At 52.1% G+C, this 24,866-nt stretch carries 19 protein-coding genes and 2 riboswitches; of the genes, 2 read left to right on the plus strand and 17 right to left on the minus strand.

Annotated features, from left to right (window positions below):
• Nucleotides 1-59 precede the first annotated feature (59 nt).
• Both VN24_RS23525 and VN24_RS23530 read right to left on the minus strand, forming a co-directional pair.
• Nucleotides 60-713, minus strand: coding sequence for an urea amidolyase associated protein UAAP2 (locus VN24_RS23525; protein ID WP_045672408.1), 654 nt, complete (start codon nucleotides 711-713; stop codon nucleotides 60-62).
• A gap of 111 nt (nucleotides 714-824) precedes the next feature.
• Entirely contained in the window at nucleotides 825-1,544 is a 720-nt protein-coding gene (locus tag VN24_RS23530) for an urea amidolyase associated protein UAAP1 (RefSeq protein WP_045672409.1), read from the minus strand.
• Nucleotides 1,545-1,621: 77 nt separating this feature from the next.
• A riboswitch (guanidine-I (ykkC/yxkD leader) is annotated at nucleotides 1,622-1,754 on the minus strand.
• Between the two features lie 252 nt (nucleotides 1,755-2,006).
• A riboswitch (guanidine-I (ykkC/yxkD leader) is annotated at nucleotides 2,007-2,101 on the plus strand.
• A 76-nt stretch (nucleotides 2,102-2,177) separates the two neighbouring features.
• Here VN24_RS23530 and VN24_RS23535 point away from each other — a divergent pair.
• Entirely contained in the window at nucleotides 2,178-3,524 is a 1,347-nt protein-coding gene (locus VN24_RS23535) for an APC family permease (RefSeq protein ID WP_045672410.1), read from the plus strand.
• Between the two features lie 70 nt (nucleotides 3,525-3,594).
• Here the strand turns inward: VN24_RS23535 and VN24_RS26605 are convergent, their stop codons facing one another.
• The 6 genes from VN24_RS26605 to VN24_RS23570 all read right to left on the minus strand — a co-directional run bounded on the left by VN24_RS26605 (nucleotide 3,595) and on the right by VN24_RS23570 (nucleotide 15,932).
• The gene (locus tag VN24_RS26605; RefSeq protein WP_052703114.1) at nucleotides 3,595-9,180 is read right to left on the minus strand and encodes a glycoside hydrolase family 66 protein; all 5,586 of its coding nucleotides are present in this window, start codon (nucleotides 9,178-9,180) and stop codon (nucleotides 3,595-3,597) included.
• Between the two features lie 116 nt (nucleotides 9,181-9,296).
• A complete protein-coding gene (locus VN24_RS23550; protein WP_045672411.1) occupies nucleotides 9,297-10,541 on the minus strand; it encodes an extracellular solute-binding protein in 1,245 nt (414 codons plus the stop codon).
• 19 nt (nucleotides 10,542-10,560) lie between these two features.
• The gene (locus tag VN24_RS23555) at nucleotides 10,561-12,084 is read right to left on the minus strand and encodes a response regulator transcription factor (protein WP_045672412.1); all 1,524 of its coding nucleotides are present in this window, start codon (nucleotides 12,082-12,084) and stop codon (nucleotides 10,561-10,563) included.
• Nucleotides 12,078-13,895 (minus strand): cache domain-containing sensor histidine kinase, encoded by a 1,818-nt coding sequence (locus tag VN24_RS23560; RefSeq protein WP_045672413.1) that lies wholly within the window; start codon nucleotides 13,893-13,895, stop codon nucleotides 12,078-12,080. Before VN24_RS23560 ends, VN24_RS23555 begins: the two co-directional genes overlap by 7 nt.
• Nucleotides 13,896-14,140: 245 nt before the next feature.
• Nucleotides 14,141-14,872 carry a ThuA domain-containing protein gene (locus tag VN24_RS23565; protein WP_045672414.1) on the minus strand — a complete coding sequence of 244 codons (732 nt, stop codon included), beginning with the start codon at nucleotides 14,870-14,872 and terminating at the stop codon, nucleotides 14,141-14,143.
• Nucleotides 14,865-15,932: a Gfo/Idh/MocA family protein gene (locus VN24_RS23570; RefSeq protein ID WP_082084101.1), complete on the minus strand. Its 1,068-nt coding sequence runs from the start codon at nucleotides 15,930-15,932 to the stop codon at nucleotides 14,865-14,867. Before VN24_RS23570 ends, VN24_RS23565 begins: the two co-directional genes overlap by 8 nt.
• 129 nt (nucleotides 15,933-16,061) lie before the next feature.
• Between VN24_RS23570 and VN24_RS23575 the strand changes: the two genes are divergently transcribed.
• The gene (locus VN24_RS23575; RefSeq protein WP_045672416.1) at nucleotides 16,062-16,976 is read left to right on the plus strand and encodes a helix-turn-helix transcriptional regulator; all 915 of its coding nucleotides are present in this window, start codon (nucleotides 16,062-16,064) and stop codon (nucleotides 16,974-16,976) included.
• A 58-nt stretch (nucleotides 16,977-17,034) separates the two neighbouring features.
• Here VN24_RS23575 and VN24_RS23580 read toward each other — a convergent pair whose 3' ends face one another.
• The 9 genes from VN24_RS23580 to VN24_RS28490 form a co-directional block, all read right to left on the minus strand.
• Nucleotides 17,035-18,306, minus strand: a complete 1,272-nt coding sequence (locus VN24_RS23580; protein ID WP_238590762.1) for an MFS transporter — start codon at nucleotides 18,304-18,306, stop codon at nucleotides 17,035-17,037.
• A gap of 51 nt (nucleotides 18,307-18,357) precedes the next feature.
• Nucleotides 18,358-18,846, minus strand: a complete 489-nt coding sequence (locus VN24_RS23585) for a MarR family winged helix-turn-helix transcriptional regulator (RefSeq protein WP_082084104.1) — start codon at nucleotides 18,844-18,846, stop codon at nucleotides 18,358-18,360.
• Between the two features lie 165 nt (nucleotides 18,847-19,011).
• On the minus strand, nucleotides 19,012-19,824 hold the full coding sequence (locus VN24_RS23590; protein ID WP_045672418.1) for a DUF2935 domain-containing protein: 813 nt from the start codon (nucleotides 19,822-19,824) through the stop codon (nucleotides 19,012-19,014).
• Nucleotides 19,825-19,904: 80 nt separating this feature from the next.
• Complete coding sequence (locus tag VN24_RS23595; RefSeq protein ID WP_045672419.1) at nucleotides 19,905-20,192, minus strand: HesB/YadR/YfhF family protein; 288 nt, start codon at nucleotides 20,190-20,192, stop codon at nucleotides 19,905-19,907.
• A gap of 66 nt (nucleotides 20,193-20,258) precedes the next feature.
• Nucleotides 20,259-21,899, minus strand: a complete 1,641-nt coding sequence (locus VN24_RS23600) for a PucR family transcriptional regulator (RefSeq protein ID WP_045672420.1) — start codon at nucleotides 21,897-21,899, stop codon at nucleotides 20,259-20,261.
• Nucleotides 21,900-21,935: 36 nt separating this feature from the next.
• Nucleotides 21,936-22,625 (minus strand): cysteine hydrolase family protein, encoded by a 690-nt coding sequence (locus VN24_RS23605; protein ID WP_045672421.1) that lies wholly within the window; start codon nucleotides 22,623-22,625, stop codon nucleotides 21,936-21,938.
• Between the two features lie 4 nt (nucleotides 22,626-22,629).
• Complete coding sequence (locus VN24_RS23610) at nucleotides 22,630-23,079, minus strand: cupin domain-containing protein (RefSeq protein ID WP_238590763.1); 450 nt, start codon at nucleotides 23,077-23,079, stop codon at nucleotides 22,630-22,632.
• 19 nt (nucleotides 23,080-23,098) lie between these two features.
• Entirely contained in the window at nucleotides 23,099-24,277 is a 1,179-nt protein-coding gene (locus VN24_RS23615) for a BMP family ABC transporter substrate-binding protein (RefSeq protein WP_052703115.1), read from the minus strand.
• Nucleotides 24,278-24,389: 112 nt separating this feature from the next.
• The gene (locus tag VN24_RS28490) at nucleotides 24,390-24,839 is read right to left on the minus strand and encodes an ABC transporter permease (protein ID WP_274520398.1); all 450 of its coding nucleotides are present in this window, start codon (nucleotides 24,837-24,839) and stop codon (nucleotides 24,390-24,392) included.
• Nucleotides 24,840-24,866 lie beyond the last annotated feature (27 nt).

Genomic DNA, 24,866 nt, shown 5'->3' on the forward strand with positions numbered 1-24,866 from the left:
CTCCTTCAGGTTTTGCCAAAGGCAAAACCACTTCGTAAGCATGAACTTAGGTTTTGCCTCTATTCATTCCAGATAAGAACGCGGACAGGCGTCGGATTATAGGCGTTGCATGGATTATTCAACTGCGGACAGTTACTGATCAGTACGATCGTGCGGATATGCGCGGTCATCTCGACATAAGCGCCCGGCGAGGAAACGCCGTCTTCGAACGTCAATCCGCCTTCCGGCGTAACCGGCACATTCATGAAAAAGTTAATGTTCGGCGCCAGATCGCGCTTCAAATATCGTTCGTCGTCACTCTGCGCCAGCTGAAGCATGAACGTATCGCGGCAGTTATGCATGTGCAGCTTGTCGTGCGCGTAACGCACGGTGTTGCTCTGCGCCGAACAGGCGCCGCCGAGCGTATCGTGACGGCCGCACGTATCGGCGACAATTGTCAACAGCTCTTTTCCGGATTCGGTCAGAAGTGTCGTTCCGGCTGTCAAATAAATGTTTTCCTGCCTGGCAATCGTTGCGATGGCGCTGTAATGATCTTCCGGATTGTCCGCATCGTAAAATAACGTATCTGCGGCCTGATTTCCTTCCAAATCAACGATGCGCAGCACCTGTCCCGGCTTCAACTCGTGTATCCAGCCGTCTCCGGCCAAAATCGTCTTGTCGTAAACGGCATCCTCAGCTTTGCGGTGACTTTCCACCCGGTTAAATACAGTCATCTCTTTTTCATCCTCCTTAAGGTTTTGCCGGAGGCAAAACCACTTCGTAAGCATAGGCTAGGTTTTGCCGGAGGCAAAACCACTTCGTAAGCATAAGCCTGATTCGATTCGTTATCCTCTCAACGCGTGATAAGCCCATGTATTTTCAAACGCGCGCCGATTCTCGCTGCAATGGTTGACGCATGCATCATCGCTTAGGCTAACCGGCTCGGCAGCGCTAACCTCGATTTGAACCGGGACGGACGGATAGCCGGTCCGCTTGTCAAACGGATTCGGCGTATTCGACACGATCAACAAAAGATCAAGCTCGGTGCGCAGCGAAACCGCATCGCCCTTTTTGCAGTGGCCGGGAACATGGTGCATCCGGCCGTTCTCGTCGCAATACACCTTCGCAAACAAGTTAAGCGGCGGCATAAGATCGCGGACACTCAGTCCGCTGCGCACCAGTTCCACGGAGAAATTGTCGCGGCCGTTCCGGTACCGTTCGTTCCTTTTTTCCTGATAGGTTGTCACCCCGTATTTCCGGTCGGTCTGCTCTTTGGTCGTATATCCGCCGATAGGGTCGTTCCAGCCGGTGCTGTCCTGTACAATGCTGGCAAGAACGCGACCGTTGTCGCTCATTAGCACGTTTCCGGTTGTCAAATGCGAGGTGTGCTGGGCTTTAAGCGTATCGGGCATATTGTAGCGCTCGCTGGGATCGTGGGCATGGTACATGAGCAGAGACAGGTTTGCCCCATCTTCCAGCGCGGTGAACGTAATCCTTTTGCCCCGTCCGACCGTTCCCGACCATTTGCCGCCGCCGGCGATTGTTGATCTCCAAAGTGCAGTCATTGTCAATTCCTCCTGTTCGGGCGTATCGATTCCATGGCCCGTTGATTTTGTTGTACAAAAAAAGCCCGGGAGATTAGATCTCCCAGGCTTTTGTCCTTCCGTGTCATACAGCAGCTGCGGTTACCGCGCCATCTGCCGTAGCCTATCTCTTGGACCAGTCCTCAGAAACCATATGAACGGAAGCCGAGCGGAACCCTAGATAGTTGTCGTTCCTACCTGTATTGAAATAAATGGAGGAACCTTTATGAAGTTGTGAAGTGAACTGGCGAATTGCTGCGAATTGCTTTCTTGAACGTAGTATAATCATTTGCATTTCGATCTGTCAATACATTTGTTAGCTATCATAACATCGAAAAAATTGAGGCTTTACAATCTGAAATCGAGATGTTATATTAGCTGACGTAAAGGCCCTTACACTTGTTTGACAATGTTGTTAACCGGCAATGCTTAAAACTGAATCTATAAATTGTTTTCTAGGGTTCCGCGGATAATCCGGACAGGTCCGAGAGAAAACGCACAGTGCGCTGTGTACACGGAGGGATAAAAGCCCGGGAGTCGTCATTTTTATTGTGACAACTCCCGGGCTTTTTTTCTTCACAAAAAAAGAAGAGTTCATAAGGGAGATGAGCTGCCATGAAGTCAAATGTTAAGCTGACAAAATCGCTGCGGTTGTCCGATATCGTCTTTATCGGATTGGCCTGGATGACTCCAATGGTCTACTTTACCGTTTTCGGCATTTCGTTCGAAACGTCCGGGGGCATGATCACGCAAGCCTATTTGCTCGCTTTTGTCGCGATCTTTTTTACCGCCTGCAATTACGGGATAATGTCCAGAACGTTCCCAACCTCAGGATCGGCCTATACTTATGTTGCCAAAAGCATGCATCCCAATCTCGGGTTTGTCGTCGGATGGGCGGTACTGCTCGATTATTTCTTCTCGCCGCTAATCGCTTCCTTGAGCTTCGGGATATATTTAAACGCCCAATTTCCATCGGTACCCGTGTACATCTGGATTACGCTGCTCAATGTCGCGATTACGGTCATTAACATCATGGGCATAAAAATTTCGGCAAACATCAGCAAAATTTTTGTTTGGATCCAAATCTTATTTATTCTGCTGTTCAGCGCATTCCTTATTCGGAACCTAAACGGCGGCATGAATGTTTTCCAGCCGTTCCAGACCGATGCGCCTTTTTCCGCTGTTCTTGCGGGCTCGGCTCTGATCTGCTTTTGCTTCTTGGGCTTTGACGCCATTACAACAATGTCGGAGGAAGCGATCGACGCCAAACGGACCATTCCAAAGGCCGTCATCGTGATGATTTCGATTGCGCTCATCGTCTATTTCATCCCGTCTTATTTGACCCAGCTTGTATTTCCGAACGTGACTTTCTCGAACGCGGACACCGCAGGCTTTGAAATTGTGAAAATGGCAGGCGGCGCTTTCCTCTCCGCAGTTTTTATTACCGTCCTCATCCTGGCCACCTTCACCCAGGGGTTAACGTCCTTAACGAGCGTCTCCCGTTTGCTGTATGTCATGGGGCGCGATTCCGTATTGCCGAAACGCTTTTTCGGTTACCTGCATCCCAAATACAAAACACCGGTCATCAATATCGCAATCGGCGCCATTTTCTCGATGCTTGCGATCGTTATCAGTCTGGAATCAGCTGTTAAATTTGTCAGTTTTGGCGCTTTGACCGCTTTTACGTTCGTCAATCTTTCCGTAATCTTTCAAAAATTTATTAAAGAAAAGAAACGTTCCCCTAGACAAACGGTGCTCTATCTCATTTTCCCGCTGATCGGCGCGGCCTTTATCGGCTGGCTGCTCACTCTGCTTGATCTCGACGCTTTAATGATGGGCGGGATCTGGCTTGTTTTCGGCATAGGTTACTATTTGATTCGCAAGAAACGGATCGGTGCCGGAGAAGAACATAGTGCCATTGCGGAAGAAAACAGCCCAATACCAAATCCAGTCGAATTATAAGGCTTCTTAAAAAAAACACTCCCTCGCAAAATGGAGCACGAACCGCATGCCCAATTTGCGAGGGAGGAGTTCAATCGTTCAAGCTTTTCGGCTGTTGAATGAAGGCGTTGCCGTCCATTTGCCGACGGTCAATCGTATTCGTGCCATCGGTCGCTTGCCGCAAACCGGGATCATTTAAAACGCCCGTATCGGTGGATGTGTCCTGGTCTGCTCCCCCGGATAATTCGCCCGTAGTTTGATTCTGCTTCCCATTGCCCGGGTGGCTGTCCGATTCGCCGTGCTCGGCAAACAGCTTGTCAACTTTTGCTTTTTGCGGATCCTTATCGATGAAAATCATGGACCAATACTGCAGCGATGGCAGATCGATGATCAGATTGGTGCCGTCCCAAGCATAATTCAGCTCTTTGAACATGCCGTGATCGGCATCCGGCGTCGCCGCAAACACCTTCAGCTTTTTCGCATCCTTCTCAGAAATGCCGATCGGGTACGTGACCTTCAAATTCGTCTGCTCCGTCGGATCGTCAGCCGCATTTCTCCAGTTGTCGTCATTGTTAAGCATATTGATCAGATGAATGACATCGTAACGTTCAAAGCCTTTGTTGTCATCGTTTTTGCGGACCGTGTACCAAAGCGTATTCCGCGCTCCGTCCTGGCTGAGTGGAAGTAAGCTGCCGTTCTGAGCAACCTCAAGCTTCGCTGCCGTATCTTCCCGGCTGTCAAAAAGCAGATTCTCGTAAGCGGCGTTAAACTTGAAGTAATCCATCATGTTCGCTTTGGTCGAATTCAGCAGCTTCTTGCTGCGGTTCGGATAGTATTCATGGGCCAGCATGTTCGGGCCGTCCGCGATGTTCTCCGCTGTCCCGAGCTCGATGTGCGTCGCGCCCAGCGCCGCGAGACCCGCATCCATCAAGCGGAGCGACGGCTCGTTGAAATAGCCGAGCGTCAGCTGCTTAATGCGGATATTCCCCTTCTCGCTCAGCTCATCCGCCTTCAACGTCACGCGATGCGTCCCTTTCGCCAGGAACGGCACGATGAAATATCCGTCCTCGCTGTATGACTCCGTGCTGCCCGTGCCGTCAAAATAAATTCTTCCCGGCTGCCCGCTCAGATCGTTCTGTCTGACTCCGTCGATGAACACGGCCCGGCTTGTCGTCGACCCCGGATTGGAATACGTATAGATCAGCGACGCTTCTCCGTCCTGCGGTACGTCGATGTCGAACGATACCGAATCGCCGATATGGCCGAAATTCAAAATCGTGTCTTTATAAAAGGTCATTGGCGGCAGGAAATCCGCTTTCTCCGCCTCGTAAATCTTCGAGAATGCCGAAGCCGCCTGCTCCACCTTCAGCGCGTCCAGCTTAATGCCGTCGTCTTCGGCGCCGGCGACCTTAATCGTCACCTGGTTGAGGCCGGCTTTCAGCTCAACGCCGCTCATCGTCACGTCAGACCAGGATGCATGAACCGGGAATGCGGCCGTCTGCGGCGCTGCGTCGTTCACAACGACTTCGCGGGAGACTTCGCGCGTTTCATTGACATATTTCCAAACGAGATTGTAGCTGCCCTCCGCCGGCACTTTCACGTTAAACGTAACAAAGTCGCCGTCATCGTTGAAGTCATCCGCATATCCGATCTTTGTCTTGACCGGCGTTCCGCCGGCTTCGGTTAACGCTGCGTTCGCTACCGCGTATTCGTCTCCGCCGACAACGATGCTGCTGACATTAACGTATTGGCCGTCCGATTCCATCTTCAGCGTAACGGTATGCTTGCCGGCCGCGATCTTCGCCTTTACGGTCTTAGCCGCAAACGCCCCGCCCCAGCCGCCACTTGTCTTCGACAACGGCACGCTTGCCGCAGCTGTTACCCCATCAATCAATACCGAGACGACCGGGTTGTTATCCGTCCGGTACAGCACATCGAAATGATCGACGTCTTCCGCCGCATCGATCGTAAAGGTAACTGATTGACCGGCTTTGCCGAAATCGTCCGTTTGTCCGATGACAGGCGTAATGCTGCCCGTGCGCGGCACGACAGGCTGCCAACCGATGGCGCCGTCTTCGGCTTCCAGCGTCATGCCGCCGACGACGAGCTTATCGATCTGAATACCCGCTTCTTCGGTCTTGCCGTCTTCCTTTTTCACCATGATCTCGTTGTCCGTCGCTGAAGACTTCAAGTAAACATTCACCGTTGCCGTACTCCAGCTGTCGCCGGTGGAAGGAAGCTCGATCGATCCTGCTTTGCGGCCGTTGACGTATACGCTGCGCACCGCAGCGCCTCCGCTGTTTTTGTACGTCACGGTTAACGGATAAGCACCGGATTCGGTCACATTGGCAAGCTGCAGTTGAACGTAGTCTCCCTGCTGCTTGAAGCTGTCGATATAGCCGGCGGATGCGGCGTCAGCCGCAACTTCCGCTCCTCCTGTCAGCTTCACGGCGGGATCCTCCGCTTCTATCGTTGTACCGCCAACATCGATCTTGTCCAGCTGGATCGAATCCGTCAGGTTCGCTTCCGGCTGCAGCCGGATCGTGCTATCTCCCGGCGGCAGAGTGACGTTAAGCGTGTGCTCGCCCTGCGCTCCGCCCGTGCCCGGGAAGTCCGCATCTACGGGCGCCTGATTATCGCCAGCGAATAGTTGATAATGCAGATCCGCGTTTGATTTGTAGTGGAATACAACTGGCGTATCCCCTCCTGTCGCCCCCGTGACCGGAATCGTGGCCGTATCGTACATGCCGCCGAAGCCGTCCGTAAACGGCTTGCTGTTATCGATGCCGTTCACAGCGGCCGCTCTCGAATCGAACTTGTTCGAAAGGAGATCAATGCCGTGAAGGTTGGCATAACCGTTCGTCACTTCCGCTTTGATCGTATTGCTGCCCGCGTTCAAATGAACCGGCAGATCGGCAGATTTCCACCAATCGTCGCCGTACCAGCCGTTTTTGGACGTGCTTAAGCTTAATTCCGTTCCCGCAACGGTTAATTTCCAGGTCAAATCCATATCGCTGCGGTAGTACAGACGGAGCGTCGCATCCTGATCCGTGTCGCTTTCCGCGGTAAAGGTTACGCTGCCCGCACCGAAATTGTCCGTTTTCGCTTTATCTCCCGTATTGACAATTTGCACTCCGCCCGTAACGACGACGGACGGATCGTCGACGAGAATCCGCTTACGGTTCAGGTAGATGCTTTCCAGATTGAGGTAATTGTTCTCGTTCTCCAGCGAGAGACGGACCTTATTTTCTCCTTTAATCAACGGAAGAGAAACGGGCTTCACATTTAGTTTACCGTCACCCGACCACCCGCCGCTTGACGCGAAAGAAACGGGCGCCGGCGTAGAGCCGTTGATCTGCAGCGTACCGTTCACATTGTTCGCCGTCGCATACGAAAAATAAACCGACTTCGTAACGGCAGCATCCGATGGGATTGTAAATTCGATCGTATCGGGACCGTTCTTCAAGTTCTGCACTTGTTTGCCCGCTACGACGGCAGGCACTTTCGTGATCAGAGCCGGCTGCGTCGGCGCCCAGCCGGTATCGGCGAATTCCGCCATGTAACGCTCCCCGTTCAGGCTCAAATACTGCAGCTTAACCCCGGTATCGTTAGAACCTTCATCTTTCAGCGTCACGGTGTTGTCGCCGGCTTGCAGGTGAACGGTCACCGGCGCCGTTTCACGGAAATCTTTCCAGTCGCCGGTGGATGGAAACGCCACCTCCTGTTTGCTGTTCGCATCTCCGTTTACGTACAGATTCCGGCTCACCGCTTCCTTGTCGACGCTGTAGCTGACCGCAATCGGGTAATCGCCTTCACTCGGCACATTGACATGAAAAGTTACATAGTCGCCGTCCGTCTCGAAATAATAGACGTTGCCGTACTGATCCACTTTGCAGCTTATCAAGTTTGCAAAAACCGCCTGGTACATCTTGTCCAGCCCGTGTCCGGCCGCCTCAAGCCTGGCGATGTTCAGCCACAAGTCGTTCGAATGGAGCTGCAGCTTAATTTTGTTCTCGCCGGCCTTCAGCGGTATGCCGGCAAATTCCTTCACGGCAACCGGATTTCCCCAGTCGGTCTTCTGGTCGAAGGCGATATGATCGGCCTGCAGCACGCCGTTGACCGTCAGGTAGCCTTCCGGGCTTCCGGCATCGTTACCATGCCCGTAATACAGCTTCAAGTTATAGTCGCCTGCTTCGGGAGCATCGACGGTAAATTCGATTTGATCTTCGTCCTTCTTGCCGAAATCGCCGACCCAACCCGGCGCTTTATTGATCCGGGACTGGAACGTGACCGTATGCGGGACATCCAAGGCGGAAGCCGCGTCCACCGAAATGCCCGTCGCCTGCTTGTAGTTCATATAACCGGCAATGACCATTGCCTTGTGGCCGTTTTTGGAACGCGTGTCGTTGATCACCTGCTTCAAATCTTTGTAACGGTCTTTGTCCTGCCAAATTTCACTGTAATCAAAATCGGTCTTTGTGCCCGGGGCCGGCACGGTGCTGTACCCCGCGTTGCCGCCGACCATGTTGAAGGTGACGTCATTTTTTTTGCTGTTATTTTCGGTTAAAGCATCTTTCGTATCATTGATGATTTTGTTGAAATCAAGCGAATAGTAACGTTTGTTCCCTGTATAATCGAGCAGGTAATCGTTATCGGAGGCTCCCCATTGGTCCAAATGGATGCCGTCGAAGCCATATTCGTTGACCGCGCGGTTGAACTCCTTCGTAATGTAAGCCCTCCATTCCGGATTTCCCGGATCCTGCAGGTACAAGGCCGTCGGGTTCGGCTTAACGCCATCGAAGAAAAACCCGACCTGGTCTTTGAGCGGATCGAAAGGCGCCTTGGCGTCCTTGTTATATAAACCCCATTCCGGTTTGACGCCGAATTTCTCGTAATTTTCCCGGGCGGCGTAGTTCATCTCGTACGCCATCGCCGCGGAGCCGTATTTCTGCGCCGCCGCGACCTCCTGCTTGATCGTAAGCGGGTACAGCGAGCGGCCGAGCAAATCGGTAATGCTCGTGTTCTCGTCGACCGGGGCCGAAATGAAGCCGCCGTTCTCATCTCGGAGCGGATTGCCGTTGTCATCCGTCTTGGAGTAAACGGAGACGTCGTGCCGCCACATCCAGTCATAAAACTGATAGCCGTTCAAGTAATAGTCCTGCGACAGCTGCTTAAGCTTGGCATCGCTCTGCCCCAGCGGTTCCTTCGGAAATTCCGTTACGTAGCCGTAACGGGGAAAGTGCGTCCAGTCGCTGGAAACGTCGACCGCAGCGGTCATCGCTTCATCGGGAGCGTCATCAAACCATGCTTTGGCCAAGTAGCCCCGATAATCGGTCGATGGAGGCGTCCACCCAACTTCGAGACTGCCGGATCCGGACGATAGCACCGTAACCGGTTTGCTGCCTTCGGCTACGAGCGTGTCCAGCTGGTAAATCCGGATGTTCAATTTGCCGCTCCAATCTTTGCTTTGATCAAACTGCAGCGTAAACGTAACTTTTTCTCCCGGATTATACCTTGCTTTTCCCACGGCGAATTTTGTAATCGGTTTCAATGGGATGGATGAAGCTTGCTTTGCATATGCGATGGAGCTTTCATTGCCCTTGATTCCCGGAACGACTGCTTCAAAAACGAGCAGTGCAGCGGATAAATATAACCATGCCTTGGTGCGTCGCAACATTTGATTCCCTCCGCGTCTTGGTTTGGTGAAACGCTTTCATTGTTGTATATTACCATTCCAATTCGCAAAAGGCGGTGCAATAGATTCACGAGAAGGTGGACAATATTCCGGGAAATTCACCGGATTGCAGACTCGATTTCCGCCGCCGCCCGATCGAGGCCCTCTTTCACCGGAAGCTTGTTCGTAAATATGAGCAGCATGTACTTCGTAAAGATCGTTTCGACATCGTTCAGCTTTGGAATCGGCGGCCGCAGATAAGGATTTTTTATTCCTTCCATCGTCGCCATCACAAACGGATTTTTTTGCATCTCTACCGGCGTTGCGGCATCGATGTTCGTCGGGATTTGCCCGACCTTGAACATCATCTGCTGCGCCTCTCTTCCCGTCATCCATTTCATAAACGTCCACGAAGCCTGCAGATGCCGGGTATTTTTGAGAATAACCAAATTTTCGCCGCCGATGATGGATTTCCCCGGAAAGGGCGCAGCAACCGTATCGTCCAGCAGGTTGTATTTGTTGTCTTTGGAGCTGGACAGAATGGAATAGAACCAGGGTCCTTCATCAATCATGAGCATTTGACCCTTCAGCAGACTTGTCCAGCGGTCTCCTTTGCCCAGGATCAGACTCCGGTTAAACACGCCCTTCCACGATAACAATAGGATCCGGTTCATCGCCTGAACGCTGGCCTGACTGTTCAGATAACCTTCTGCATGCGTATAAGAGTCATCAAGCAGCTTGCCTCCGAACGCGACGAAATAAGGCAGCAGCGACCAGGTCGACAAGCCGTCCAATCCAAGCTGGCTCTCATTGCTTTCAGCAGTTTGCACAAGCTGCGCGAACGTTTCAGGCGGCCCGGAAAGTCCCATCGCCCCAAGCTGGAGCCGATTATAGACCGCAATCTTCGTGTTCACGTCAAGCGGCAGACCGTAATAACGGCCTTGATACAGGTTGGTCTCCATCGTTACCGATTTCAGCGGCTTGACGGCTTCGGCAAAATCCGGCAGGTCGCTGACCGGGTACAGAACGTTCAGACTGGACAGCTCAGGCACCCACGAAATGTCCATGCGCACGACGTCGGGGGGTTTTCCGGATGAAGCTCTGGAAATAATGGTCGATTTCAACTCCGAGCTGTACGGCTGCCTAACCGGTGTTACTTTAATATCGGGATGGAGCTTCTCGAAGGCCGGAATGACCGCATTTTCGAAAATTCGCGTTTCCTCGTCGCTGTATGTATGCCAAACGACGATTTCTTCTTTCATTACAGATGCAGCTTGATTCTCCAAGGGGCCTTCGATAAAACGGGAGCTCCCGCAGCCGGTTAGCAGCAAAAATATCAAACCGGCAATAATCCGTTTGTTCACGTCTTTCGTTCTCCCTTCTTCAGATCTGCTGCAGACTTCGCTCCCGATATTCGACCGGCGTGCATCCGGTAATTTTCTTGAACAGTTTGCTGAAATATTTCACGTCGTTAAACCCGGTCCGCTCGGCAATTTCGTATATTTTGTTTGTTTTGTCCAAAAGCAGTTCCTTGGCACGATCGACCCGAAGCTGAATCATATAGTCGATAAAGTTATAGCTCGTCTGCTTCTTGAACAATACGCTGAAATAGTTTTTGCTGATGTGCACATGATCCGCCACCATCTGAAGGGTAATTTCCTGCGTATAGCGCTCCCGGATAAAATCCATCGCTTTGTTGACCGCCAGCTGATTGGAGCTCACCTTTTCCATGAACGCCTGCTGATCTTCACATTCCCGGATGCCGGACTCCAGCGTTTCGGCTAACCCGTCCAATGTTTCGGCCTTTACCAGCTGATTGTAATATTCCAGCAGCACTCCGGGCTCCAGCCTCCGGACAAACAGGCTGGAGAACAGTTCGCACGCTTCATTTTTCACCCGCTGTGCATCATATTTCAATTTGGCCCACTGCCGAACCTGATCCTGGAAGGGCAGACTCGTCTCCCCTGTCTGCATCGCCTGCGGAAACCTTCGTTTCTCAAGCCTGACTTCGCCGTCCGGCAAGATGCGGTACAATCCGCCGGAACCGTCGAAGAACCTGCGGGAATAGATATGCGAAGTCCGTTCATAGCTGGATAACCAGCGCTTAGGTTCATGCTCCTCCGTACAGATGAAGGTCAGCTCAAGCGCCCCCTCCCGTTCCAGCTCTTCCTTTACCGCCGTAATCCGATCGGAACCGCCTCCCCTCCCGGTAAAAAGCATGACCAGCTCCGCTTCGCCCGAAACGAATGCAACCCCCTCCGGCTGGAGGGCGTAAAACCGTTCTTTCAGCTCGTCCAGCAGCATGCTCACATGCAGATTTCCAGACTTCATCTGCAACGCGTCCGCTTTGTCAATGACCGCCCGCACGAGCACATACCCTTCTCGAAACCGGTCGGCATGCTTCGGCGAAAGCTGCGCATCGTTCTGTTCTTGCGATAAGATCCGTTTGATGTCCTGCTCAAGCTGTTTGCGGTCCAGCTCGTGTTCATTCTTCCGGAAGCGGTCCAGCTTCCCTTTAATGTCGGTTTCTCTCTGGATGTTCCGGACACAGCGCCCGATAACGTCGTTCAGCTCTTCAGGTTCCATCGTCGGCTTCAATATATAATCCGTCGCCCCGAGTACGATGCCTTGACGGACAAACTCAAAATCGTTATAGCTGCTGATCAGGATAACTTGGGTAGCGGGACTAAGCTCTCTCGTTCGTTTGGTCAGTTCCAGTCCGTCCATGACCGGCATCTTAATATCGGTGATCAGAATATCGGCAGCCGACTGCTCCATCGATTTGAACGCCTCGGCGCCATTGGAGTATTCCCCTGCCAGCTCCAAAGACAGCCGCTCCCATAGGATGGATGCCTTGATGCCCATCCGGATAATGGGCTCATCATCGACAATAACGACCTTCAGCATACTTTACCCCCCTGCTCTCCCTGTTGTTGCGCAGCTTGCGGCGCGGCTTTCATCAATAAGAGTGAAATAACGGCTCCTTCCCCCGGGGTACTCTCGATATCCATTTTGGAGCCGGGCGGATAGTACAGCTGTAGACATTCATAAACATGGCGCAGTCCGATGCCGGCTTCGTTCGACTCCGGCGCGCGGCCCTCTAATTTGCCATGCTTGGCGACTTCCATCCCCATTCCGTTATCCGCGATTCGGATCGAGACGGCATACCCCAAATCAAGGACCGCTATTTGAATCGTTCCATTCCGGTTTTCCGGAACAAAGCCGTGAAAGATTGAATTTTCCACCACAGGCTGCATCAGCATGCGGGGAATGAGGAACCGGGAAGCCTCCGGCTCCATTCTCACATCAAGCTTAAACGTCAAATTGTACCGCAGCTGCAAAATGGCCAAAAACTTAACGATGATATCGACTTCCTCTTCGATCGTGACCATATGTCCCTTTTTCCCCATGTTCGCTTCCAATAAGCGGGTAAACGCCGATATTCCTTCATACGCTTTGTCATTCTCGCCGAATTTGATTAACCATTTGACCGTGCTTAACGTATTAAACATGAAATGAGGGTTGATCCGGTGCATCACCGCGCGCATTTCCGCCCGCTGTTTCTTTTGCTGCTCGTCCCGGACCTGGGCCATAAGCTGATCCAGCTTGTACAGCATCCGGTTGAACTGTTTGCTCATCAGACCGATCTCATCCGACGAATCAACCGTCGTCCGCACGTTCAGATCGCCTCCTCCCGCCAATTTCATTTGCTCCGTCAGCTTCTGAATCGGGTTGGTGATGCGGCGGGCAAAAAACAATCCGATCGCCACGGCAATCAGAGCAAAGGCGCAGCTCCAAATAAAGACGGAGTTATGCAGCCATTCCAACTGTCCCGTAATTTCGTGAAGCGGCACGACACCGACGATACGCCAACCATTTGAAAGCGGTTGCATAACGCCGTAATAACGAGTTCCGTCCTGTTCGTATTCGAATTCGGCAAGCGACTCCGACTGCAGCCGCTTCTGAAGAGCCTCGCTTGCGACGGGAAAGCCGATTTGCGCGAAATTTTGATCGATCATTATATTACCCTGCTTGTCGACGACGAAAAATCGGCCGGTCTTTCCGAGGCGAATCTGGCTGATCTTGTTCAATACGGATTTTCCGTCGATATTAATGACGACATAACCGATGTTCTTCATCGTATTGAAGTCCTTCAGCACGCGTGCGGCAGGGATGACCAGATCCGTATTATCCCCCGCACCGCTGAACTTGTCGTACTGGAGCCCGGTCCAGGCGAGCTGTCCGTCCAAGCGCTCCGCTTCCAGAATCCAGGAAAAATCGCGGAGATTGTAGAGATCCACTTTGGCTTGGTTAAAAATCCCGCTGCCCCAGCTCGTCCCCTGCTCCTCCAAAATATAGATGATTTTCACAAATGAACTCGAATAGATGATATTGTTCAAAAAATTGCTGATATAGTTTTTGTTCTCCATTTTGGCATCGTCCGAAATGCCGCGGAATTCCTGCATGACCATCTTCTGGATCGTTATTTGGCTGTAAACCAAATCCGACGTATCGCTGCCGACGTTAAGAATATTCGATAATGAATCGGCCGCCTGCTCCGCAACCTGCAGCGAGGATTGCCGGACACTGTTCTTCACGATCGCGGATGAGGCGTGATAGAACGCGACCCCGATGAAAACGGTCGGAATCATAATTACAGCCAGCAGTGCCGCAACCATCTTTGTCGCAATGCGATGGGTCATTTTGATCCTGATCATGGATGGTGCACCTGCTTTCGAATGCCTGTCTATTTCCAATTGTAACCGCTTTTACAATTACGTAAAGTGAATTTATTTCCAATTTCGAAATATAGTGCACTTTACCACGGCAGCATGCGGATCGCCACCGGCAGCGTCCATTTCTCCGGCTCGCCCAGAAACGTAAGCGCACTATGAATGCGTCAATGAAAAAAATACCGCTGTCTCTCCAACAAGTTGAAGGACACCGGTATTGTTAAGACCGCTTACTTTCCTACCCTCTCGATCGGTTCGGTGCGGCCGTACGAAACTTTCGCGCCTGCCGTCGGCGAGGCCCAGTGTACCGCGTTGTTAATGACCTTCAGCACATCCGGGTGATGGTAAATCGGGAACGTCTCGTGCCCCGGCCGGAAGTAGAACAGCTTGCCTTTGCCTCTACGGTAGCAGCAGCCGCTGCGGAACACTTCGCCTCCCTCGAACCAGGAAATGAACACCAATTCGTCCGGTGCCGGAATTTCAAATCGCTCGCCGTACATTTCTTCCTTCGGAATTTCGATGTATTCGCCCAAGCCTTCGGCAATCGGATGCCCGTGCTCGATGACCCACAGGCGCTCCTTTTCCCCATCGTCCCGCCACTTCAACGAGCCCGTCCGCGTACCGAGCAGACGTTCAAATATTTTGGACCCGTGGCCGGAGTGAAGAACGATTAAGCCCATCCCGTCCAATACCCTGCCACGGACTTTCTCCACAATGTCGTCCCGCACCTCGCCGTGCGCCAGATGCCCCCACCATATGAGGACATCCGTCCCTGCAAGCACTTCATCGGTCAAGCCGTGTTCCGGCTCATCCAACACGGCCGTTCTGACTTCCACCGCATCGTCCTTCATCAAATAACCCGCGATCGCATGGTGGATGCCTTGCGGATAGATGCTGGCCACATGCTCGTTTTGTTTCTCATGCCGATACTCGTTCCATACGGTTACGCGGATATTAGACAATTTGCGATACCTCCTTTTTGACTTCCATCCATCTCTCCTCCGTAAACGATTCGATAACGGCGTCGATCGTCAGCTGGTTAACGTATCCGTCTTCAATCGTCGCGTCGAGACCGTCTCCCCTGCCGTTCAGCAGATTGAAGAAAGACTGCATCTGATCGGCCTTGAATTCGTCCGGAATATCGACCTTGCGGAAAACTTCGTCATTCTCCTCTTCAAACTTCACATATAATGTGTCTTCCTCGTCTAGGCTGTAGACAAGGGCGCCTTTTGTGCCATAAATCTCTACCCGCTGATAATTGCCGCGACCGTAGGCAAACCGGGTGATCGTCATGGAAGAGGAAATACCGCCCTCCAGCCGGGCCAACACATGGCAGTAATCGTCGACATCAACCTCACCGTTGCCGCTGCCGGTTAATTGCCGGCGTTCCTTGACGATCGTGCCCGCATCGGCGATTACGCGGCTGATATCGCCAACGAGAAAACGTTCCAGATCGAAAATGTGCGAGCCGAGATCGCCCAGCGCTCCCGAGCCGGAGAGCTCTTTCCGAAACCTCCACAACAGCGGAAGCTGCTCGTTGATCGCCCAGCCCTGGAGGTACTGGCTGTAGACATGATGAACTGTGCCCAGTTTTCCTTGCCCGATCAGCCATTTTGCATATCGTGCAGCCGTTTTGTAGCGATACGAAAAACAGATCATGTGCGGGATCCGACCCGCTTCCAGCAGCTCCTTCAAAATAGCGGCTTCCCGGACATCGATTGTAAGCGGTTTCTCAAGTGCGAACGGCTTGCCGTTTTTGATCGCTTCATTGGCGATCGCAAAATGACTCCCATTCGGCGTGCCGATCATCACCGCGTCCAGCTCCGGATCCTGCAGCAATTCCTCGTAATTGAGATACTGGCGCGCTTCCGGAATATCAAATTCTTCCGCCCGTTTTTTCAGTGCTTCTTCGTTGCAGTCGCAGATGGACCAGAGGACCGCATCCCCGCTTGCCAATATGCCCGCAATATGGAAATTCGCGATTCCGCCTAAACCAATGACTCCGATATTCAGCTTCTTCATGGACACCATCCATTTCTTGGCTCGATTAAATTTCTTCCCTAGTATAGTTCGTGTTACAATGATCGGGAATGTTGAATCGAGACTCTTTTTGTATAAAAGCGACTTTATACTTTCGAAGGAAGGTTACGTATGCTTGCGATCAATTTGGAGCATGTTCCGAAAATCAAGCTGTTAGGTTATGTTTCCTACAAAAACCCTTGGATCCATTTCAAGCGGAACACCGATGAATACATATTGTATTTCATCAAAAGCGGCGAGCTGCATCTGCACGAAAACGGAACGCCTTATCGATTGATGAAAGGCGACGTGCTGCTCCTGGAACCGCAGCTGGAGCACGAAGGGCTGGAGAAGCACCCCTGCGATTATTTCTTTATCCATTTCCAGCACCGCGATATCCGGCCGCTGCAAATTGACGATGTGCTTCCGCTGGCCAAGCATGTTATATTCGAAAGCATCCCGTCGCCGCTCCCGCAGGACGCTTCCGGTCTGAGCGACGTATGCTACTTTCCGAAGTATTACCGGTACACGAACAAAAATAACCTCCATCATGCCCTGCATGACATGAATGAATTGCTGCAGTTGAATCGCCGGAAACAATATAATCGCAGCTTGACGGCGCTCAAATTCGCAGAGTGGATGATCGGCGTTTCGCGGGAAAATTTGATCTCCGAGCTTCAGCATAACGATAAGCGGTCAACCCGGTCTTTCATGAAAGTAAACGAGCTGCTCGATTACATCCACCAGAACTATCCGGACAAAATTACGGGCTCCGCGATCGAAACGAAATTTGAATGCAATTATGATTACATCAATCGGATTTTTCACGAAGTGACCGGCTACCCGATTACCCGTTATGTGAATCTGGTCCGAATCAATCATGCCAAGGAGCTGATCGAAGCCACCCATCTCAGCATGAATGAAATCGGTTACTTAACGGGCTTAAACGATCCTTATTATTTCAGCAAGGTGTTCAAGAAATATGTCGGCCTCTCACCAAGCCAATATGATAAAAAAGTTCGGGAAGAGGCACAGCACCTCCCGTAACAGGCAAAATGAAACCCCAAAGGAACTTGGATCATTGTTCCTTTGGGGCCCATTCTCCTCAAGCTTGAGCTTGAGAAGCGACGGTGCTTGCTTTCGAAATCCGAATCGCCATCAGTGCCGCAAACATACAGACCAATCCGGCTGCAACGAACGGCATGGTATAGCTGCCGAGCCAGTCCCTCATTGCGCCTGCGGTGTAAGCGGCAGTGGAGGCTCCGATCTGGTGGGCAACGACGACCCAGCCGAAGATCATGCCCGCCTTTTCCTTGCCGAATTCCTGTGAAGCCAGCTTTACGGTAGGCGGAACCGTCGCGATCCAATCCAGGCCGTAGAAGACGGAGAAGATAATGAGCATGGCGGGACTTGCGCCAAGCGCAAAAGGCAGGAACAGCAAAGACAATCCGCGCAGACCATAATACCAGAACAGCAGCTTCCTGCTGTCGAACCGGTCCGAAAGCCATCCGGAAGCCGTCGTGCCGACAAGGTCGAACAATCCCATGAAGGCCAGCAGACCGGCGGCCGTCACTTCGGGAATTCCGTGGTCATGGCCGGCAGGTATGAAATGTGTGCCAATCAAACCGTTGGTGGAAAACCCGCAGAAGAAAAATGTTCCGGCGAGCAGCCAGAAGGTCGCGTTTTTCATCGCGGAACGCAGCGCAATCAGTGGAGCAAGAAACAGATTGCCCTGGAATGGTGCGGGCTTAACCGGTTCTTCTCCCCCGTATGGAGCGATCCCCAAGTCGTAAGGATCGTTCCGCATCCAGATGGCTACAACCGCGAGCACAACCAGAATGATAATAACAGCGGTATATATCGCATATCTCCAGCCCATATCAACCGTGATTTTTGCGAGCAGGGGCAGAAATAACAATTGACCGGTCGCCGCGCTGGCCGTCAACAGGCCGACCACAAGTCCTCTGCTCTTCACGAACCAGCGGCTGCTGACGGTTACGCCAAGCACATTCGCCATCATGCCGGTAGCAAGGCCGGATACAATTCCCCACAAAATTTCAAACTGCCACAGCGCTGTCATCAGCGGCGTCACCGCCATGCTGCCGCCCAGAACCGCAAGCGAAATGACAACGACGCGGCGGATTCCATACTTCTGAAGCAGTGAGGCAGAGAAAGGTCCTACCAAGCCATACAAAAAAATGCCGATCGAAATGACACTGGAAATGCCGCCCCGGCTCCAACCGAATTCATCCTGGAACGGCAGCATGAGGATGCTCGGCATGGAGCGGACACCCGCTGATACGATCAGCGTAATAAAAGTGACAAAGACGATGACCCACCCGTAATGCAGCCCCGACGTTTTTCGAATCGCGTTCACTCGGCTCACTCCTAATTCATTGATGTACATACATCTAACCGTGTAAAAAAATTAATGTTTCTCCAGCTTCTCGCTAGATCGCTCAAGGTTCTCCGTCAATTGATCGGCAAATTCCTTGCCAAGAATCTCATCGTAGCGAAGATGAAGGTTTTTCGATGCGTTTCGGATCGTATGGAGCAATTCCTTGCTTTTATCGGTCGGGTATAGATAAACATTTTTTCCCTGCACATTCCGTTCCACCAGCTGCTTACCCTCCAGCTTATCGATGAAACGCGTCAGCGTGGATGAAGTAATGGCCAGCTTCTCGGACAATTCCTTGTGCGAAATGCCGGGGGAGCCGATCACCAAGCGAATCAAATACCCGTACATGGGCGACAATCCCGTTATTGCGAACTCTTCCTCAGCCATCTTTGTAATCGCGCGGCTGAGCCGGTTCACAGTGAAAAACAAGCACTGATGCAGAAAAGCGTCGTCTTTCGAATCTGCTGCAGCAGATTCCGCTGCGTTCTCCGCAGCTTTCGTTGTCGATGCTTTATCCATACATGTTTCTCCTTTCCATTATCGTTGTATGTACAACAATATATATCCATTTTCTTTTATTGTCAATATCGCAGTCTGCATCAAAAAACGCTCCTTATCAGGGAGCGCTTTCGGTTCAACCGCCAACCTTGCTTCGAACCGGACCCGGCTTAATGCCGGGTATTATTACAATGGGAGATTGCTTTTGCCGTGTCCGGTCAACGCTTGCTCAAACAGATCAATAATCATTAGAAACCGTTCGGCCTCGCGAAAAACATGATCGGCTAACAAAGGATGAATGATGCTTTTGATCCGGCAGGCTTCGATCAAATCCCGGGCTGTTTTCTTGAAATCCCTGAGGCTCACAACCGATACCCTGTTTTGATCCAAAAATTGATCCAGCAAAGGGACGGTTTGAGATTGAGGCCGCATGGAGCTTAAATCTTGCGCTTGAAATAACAGCTGATCGAAATCATGGCTGAACTCACTCGCTTGCTGGACCAGCTTTCGCTCTGATGGATCCAGCAAATGACCGATAAATTTCGCGTGATCCGCCATAATTTTAAGAAAAAAGACGTTCTCGTCAATAATAGCGTCTGGTAACGGCTCAAGCTGCCCGGTGTTCAGCTCCTCCAGCCGATTGCGAAAATAATTGGCTTCACGGCTGACATGGTCTACAAGCAGCGGAAAGTTGTTTGCACCCGGTAATTTGCACGTCAAGATCAGCCCCAATACCTTCCTTTTGAAGGCCCAAATATTCGCGGCGGCATTACGAACCTCAGTATTAAACGATTTAATTGTCTGAGGATCAGTAGATACATTGTAACCGTATGAGCGGGCTTCGATTTGCTCAAACAACGAAAAAAAGTAATTCGCCTCATTGATGAGCTGGGTATCCTCGCAGCGAAAGCCGAGCTTCAAAAAAAGAGAATGTTCTTTCATGATCCTGGACCAGAAACGAATTTCATCCAACGACCGCAGAACAAAGTCATTTGACATGCTGAGACCTCCCATAGCTGCTTCATTCACTGTCTCTACGATATGAGTGAAGTCTATGGAAAATGCCACCGGTAAAATATTTACATCACGTCAAAGCTAACCTCTTCCTGCTTCTCGTCGAAACGAATATGCAGGTCCTTGTTGTCCAAATACCACAAATGGTCTTCCAGCATATAGAACTCGACGTCTTCTGCAGTTTGTCTGATCCTTGGCGCATTCGATTCCGCTTTTATTACGCCTAAAGAGAGACCGGGCTGTACGCTTCCGCATCCGCCGAGACGGACGAAGATTTGCAGCTGATCCCCGGCATTTAAAGCCAACTCGTTTTTATACCAGCGCGCAGCAGATTGTTCGACGGTTATTTTCACAGCTATCTCTCCTCGCAATCATGAATGCTTATGTTTTCATCTCCTTCCATCATACTACAAAAACACTCATCGCCGCTCGCGGATCTCGTTTGTTTTAATGGCAACCTGAAGCAGCAATTTGGTTTCGGGATCGTCAAGACGAAGACCCAGCTCGTTTTTGATCCGTTCAAGCCGGTAATTGATCGTATTGTAATGAACAAACATCCGTTCCGCTGTTTCTTTGGCGTTGCAGTTGCAGTGAAAGTACGTTCGCAGCGTATTTAATAGCTCTCCCTGCTGATTTTTGTCCAGCTCGATCAATGGTTGTAAGTACAGCCGCTTATATTCTTCGAGTTCCTCCGTCCCCTGCAGGCGATAAAGCAGCAAATAAATCCCGAGATCGTTATAACGAACGATGTCGTCTTCCATTTGACAGGCGCGCCTTACTTCCACGGCCCTCTTGGCATCAAGGTAGCTGTCCGGAACTTCGCCCTGCCCGGACACTTCACGTCCTAGACATAACGATATTTTCCGCTCGTGAAGGCTCGACTGAAGCATCGATCTGGTACGACCGATAACATCGTTCCGATTGAAAGGACCTTTGTAGGGACCTTCACCTTCGTGTTGAAACGTTAGAAGAACCGTCAATTCCCCTTCCAAAACAGTCCATTTGATCTCGCTATTTCGGGATGCGCTTTCCCAATTTAGTCTTGCGGCCAAATCTAGCAGTTCTTTCACTTCCGCTCTACCGTCCCGGAACGAAACGATGCCCGCCATATAAGCGGCGTCGGCGGCCAAAGGCCACCCGCAGGCTTCCGCTCTGAGACGAAGGTCTACGGCGGAGACAATGCGTCCGGCCATCCAATCCTGCAGAAACTGGTCAAAGTATTTCGCCTCGATCTTTTTGCGTGCCTGCATGTTGCTGATTTCAAATCCGAGCAAGCGGCCCGCCCAGTTTAATGTCAATGTGTCCACAATATCGTTCTCTTGTTCATGTTCGACGACCAACAACAGATAGGAGCTTCGTTTGCCATCGTGCACTTTAGTCATATGAACGCGGACAGGATGTTCACCAATTTGCAAAATGTACGTTTCGAGGTCCCGCTGCGACCGTAATTTTTGCCATTCCTTCTCCTCGATTCGGGCGCACAGCTGCTCCGCTGCCGGAGAAGCCGTCCACTGATCGTGAGGATCCAGCAGAACGACCGGATTTCGAATCATGAACTGCAAGTGAAGCAAAAAAGCAGCAAGCCCGTCTCCGTGCAGCAGCACGTGAGACAGGCGTTGAACGCGTCCTTGCAGGATGGACAAATCTTTTAATTCGGATACGAGCACCCGTTCCATCACTTCGCGGACAACATCCGAAAAAGCGGTGCTGGGCGGCAGTTCGATCAAAGGAAATCCGAATTGATCGGCCGCCTCAATCGCGGCGCGCGGAACGGTTTCAAAGAATCGTTTCGTCTTGACACCGAGTGCCACTACGCCCTTCTGCACCAACTGGGCGATCAGCGTGACCAGAATTTCCGGATCATGCTTGAACGTATACCCGGTCGTCATCAAAAATTCGCCGGGTCTCACCCAGTCGATGACGTCCGGAACTTCCATCACATTGATCCGGCTGATCGTTCGTTCCAATCCCGCGCTGCCGCCGAGAAGAACCGCTTCTTTGAAATAGGAGATGTCAAACAGATCTTTTACCATGTACCCGTCTCTGTTATCTTCTTTCATAGCTTCCTCCCCTTCCCGGCAGGAACGACCGATTTCCTACTTCCGCAACGTATGGATCAAAGATATTGAAGCCGACGTCCATCCGAAAATTCCGCCCTGCTGTCTCACCATATGAATTGCCGCCGCATGATCGTCCGGATCGAAAGCGGCTGTCGCATCCTCGAGCACCAGGCAGCGATAGCCGCGGTCATTCGCTTCCCGCAGCGTCGTATGAACGCAGACGTGGGTCGTGACGCCGCACAAAATGAGCGATTCGATCCCATATTCGATCAGGATGTCATGAAAATTCGTCTGGTAAAAGGCGCCTTTACCCGGTTTATCGACGACCGGTTCACCCGGGATCGGCGTTAATTCCGGAATAATCTCATGACCCGGTTCCCCGCGGATAAGGATTCGGCCCATAGGACCGGCATCGCCGATTCCGGCGCCCTGTCTGCGGCTTCGCTCCTGCTTCGATGGAGGGCAGTCGGAGAGATCCGGCAGGTGACCTTCCCGCGTATGAATAATTAACAATCCGGCGGATCTTGCCGCGTCAAGCACCCGCGATATTGTCGGGATGATGGCTCTGACGGCGGCGATGTCGTTGCCGAGCCGCTGGCCGAACCCGCCCGGCGCGCAGAAATCGTTTTGCATATCAATGACGACCACCGCCGTTGACGCCGGATCGAAACCAAACGGGTACGGCAGCGCATTCTCCACCTGCATCGAGGGAACGTAAGCGTTCATCTTATCACCCGCCTCCGCTCTCCAATGTTTTCTCCAGCGCCGCTTGAACCTGGATCGTTTCAAAAAAACGGTTTGACGGCGTTTCTTCCGTTACGGGAAGAAAAATACTGATCTGTTCGGTCGGCGCCGTGTCGTCATTTACGACGGAGTGGACGACTCCTGCCGGAACGTGAAACGTATCGCCCGCCTGGTATGACATCCAAACTCCGTTGCACAGCAAGCGGACTTTGCCGACCGTAATGTGGATAATCTCCGCCACATCGTGATAGTGGGGAAGCACGGCGCCGCCGACGCCGATTTTTTCCCATAACACCGAGCTCAAGCGAACGTTTAAGCCGTCGGCCTCCGCTGCTGTGACAATCTCCCGATGAAAGAGGGAGACATGGTCAGGCATGAGCGACCATTCCATCGAATCCGAGGTTTTCACCGAAGTTTGCGTTGATTGTTTCATCATTTTATCCTCTTTCCGAATGTCATTTAGGGATGTTTCCGATCACGCCTTCTACAAGATAATTGGTCGCTTCCAACTGCTCGACCGTTGGCGTTTCGCCTTCCTTGATCTGCACATTTCCCGCCTGGTCCTTCAAGGGGCCTTTGAACGGCTGCAGCGTTCCGTTTAGCAGTTCCTCTTTTTTCTGCTCATCAAACTGCTTGACATCATCGGGTACGCCGGCTCCAAAACCTGTCATCTGGACAATATTGTCTTTCAAGGTACCGCGGTATTTGCCGTCGTACTTGCTGCCTTTGAAATTGCCATCAACCGCCGTTTTGACCATATCGACGTACAGATCCGACCAGTTCCACACCGATCCGACGATCCAGCCTTTCGGAGCGAGAGAAGAAGCGTCCGCATGGTAGCCGACTGTCATCATGCCGCGCCGCTCGGCGGTTTCGATTACCGTCTTGGTGCAATCCTGATGCTGGGATAAAACGTCGGCCCCGTTATCGATCAGCGAGTTGGCGGCATTCGCCTGCTGGCCCGGATCGCACCAGCTTCCGGTAAAGACGACCGACGTCGTCGCGTTCGGGTTAACCGATTTCGCCCCGAGCTCAAACGCATTGACGTTGAGCAGCACCTGAGGGATCGGCACCGAGACGATGTATCCGAGCTTTCCGGTCTTGGACATTTTTCCGGCCGCGATACCGGCCAAATAAACAGGTTCCCAGATCGTCCCGAAATACGTTCCGAGATTGTCCGCGTTTTTCAAGCCGCCTTGATGAAAGAAAACAACATCCGGGTGGCGCTTGGCGACATTGAGGGCCGGATCGAGATGTCCGTATGATGTCGGGAAAATGACTTTGGCGCCGTCCTTGATCATTTGCTCCATAACCCGTTCGGCTTCGGCCGTTTCGGGCACGTTCTCCGCGCGCAGCACCTTCATATTCGGAAACGCTTTCTCAACCCCAACGCTGCCAAGATAGGCTGCCTGATTGTATCCGTAATCGTCCTTCGTTCCAACAAAGATGAAGCCGACCGCGCTGCCGCCCGTTCCGGGAGCGTTCGTATCGGATGAGGCCGCCGCTTCGCCGGTTTGATCGGTCGAAGCCGTCTTGTTGCCGGCGCCCGGCTGACTGCACCCGGTAAGAATCAATACGATCGTCATCGTGCAAAGAACGATACCGTTTACGAACCTGTTCATTTTCTTTCTCATTCCGGTTCCCCTCCATCTCGATTCGTAATGCTGGATACTCTATTCGGCGGTCTTTCATATTCGCCCGCCTTGCCGGCGCACGTTATGGCGCTTCAATGTTGGCGGTCTTGCCTTACCCGCCGGCATCCCCTGTAAACACTTTTCCGAGCGCTTCAGGGGTTAAGCTTATCTTCTTGCGCTCAACAAACAGCAGTGCCGCAAGCGTCAGCAGATACGGCAGCATAAACAGAAAGAACGGCGAAATTGGAAGCCCTTGCTGCTGAATCGTAAGCTGCAGCGCTTGCGCCGCTCCGAACAAATACGCCCCGATCATCGCCCGCGCCGGCTTCCAGGAAGCGAAGATCACGAGCGCGACCGCCACTACGCCGCGTCCCTGCGTCATATTTTCGACCCAGCTGTGCGTATAGGCTACAGAGAGCTGAGTCCCTCCGACTCCGGCCAGAAATCCCCCTGCCAGCACCGCCAAATAACGGACCAGCTTCGGGTTAATGCCGCTCGCAAACAGCACTTCTTCCCTCTCGCCCGCAGCCCGGAGCATAATGCCGAGCCGGGTACGAAACAACAAATACCACAAGCAGGGGACTAGCAG

It is taken from the genome of Paenibacillus beijingensis, from assembly GCF_000961095.1.
Classification (GTDB): Bacteria; Bacillota; Bacilli; order Paenibacillales; family Paenibacillaceae; genus Paenibacillus_O; species Paenibacillus_O beijingensis.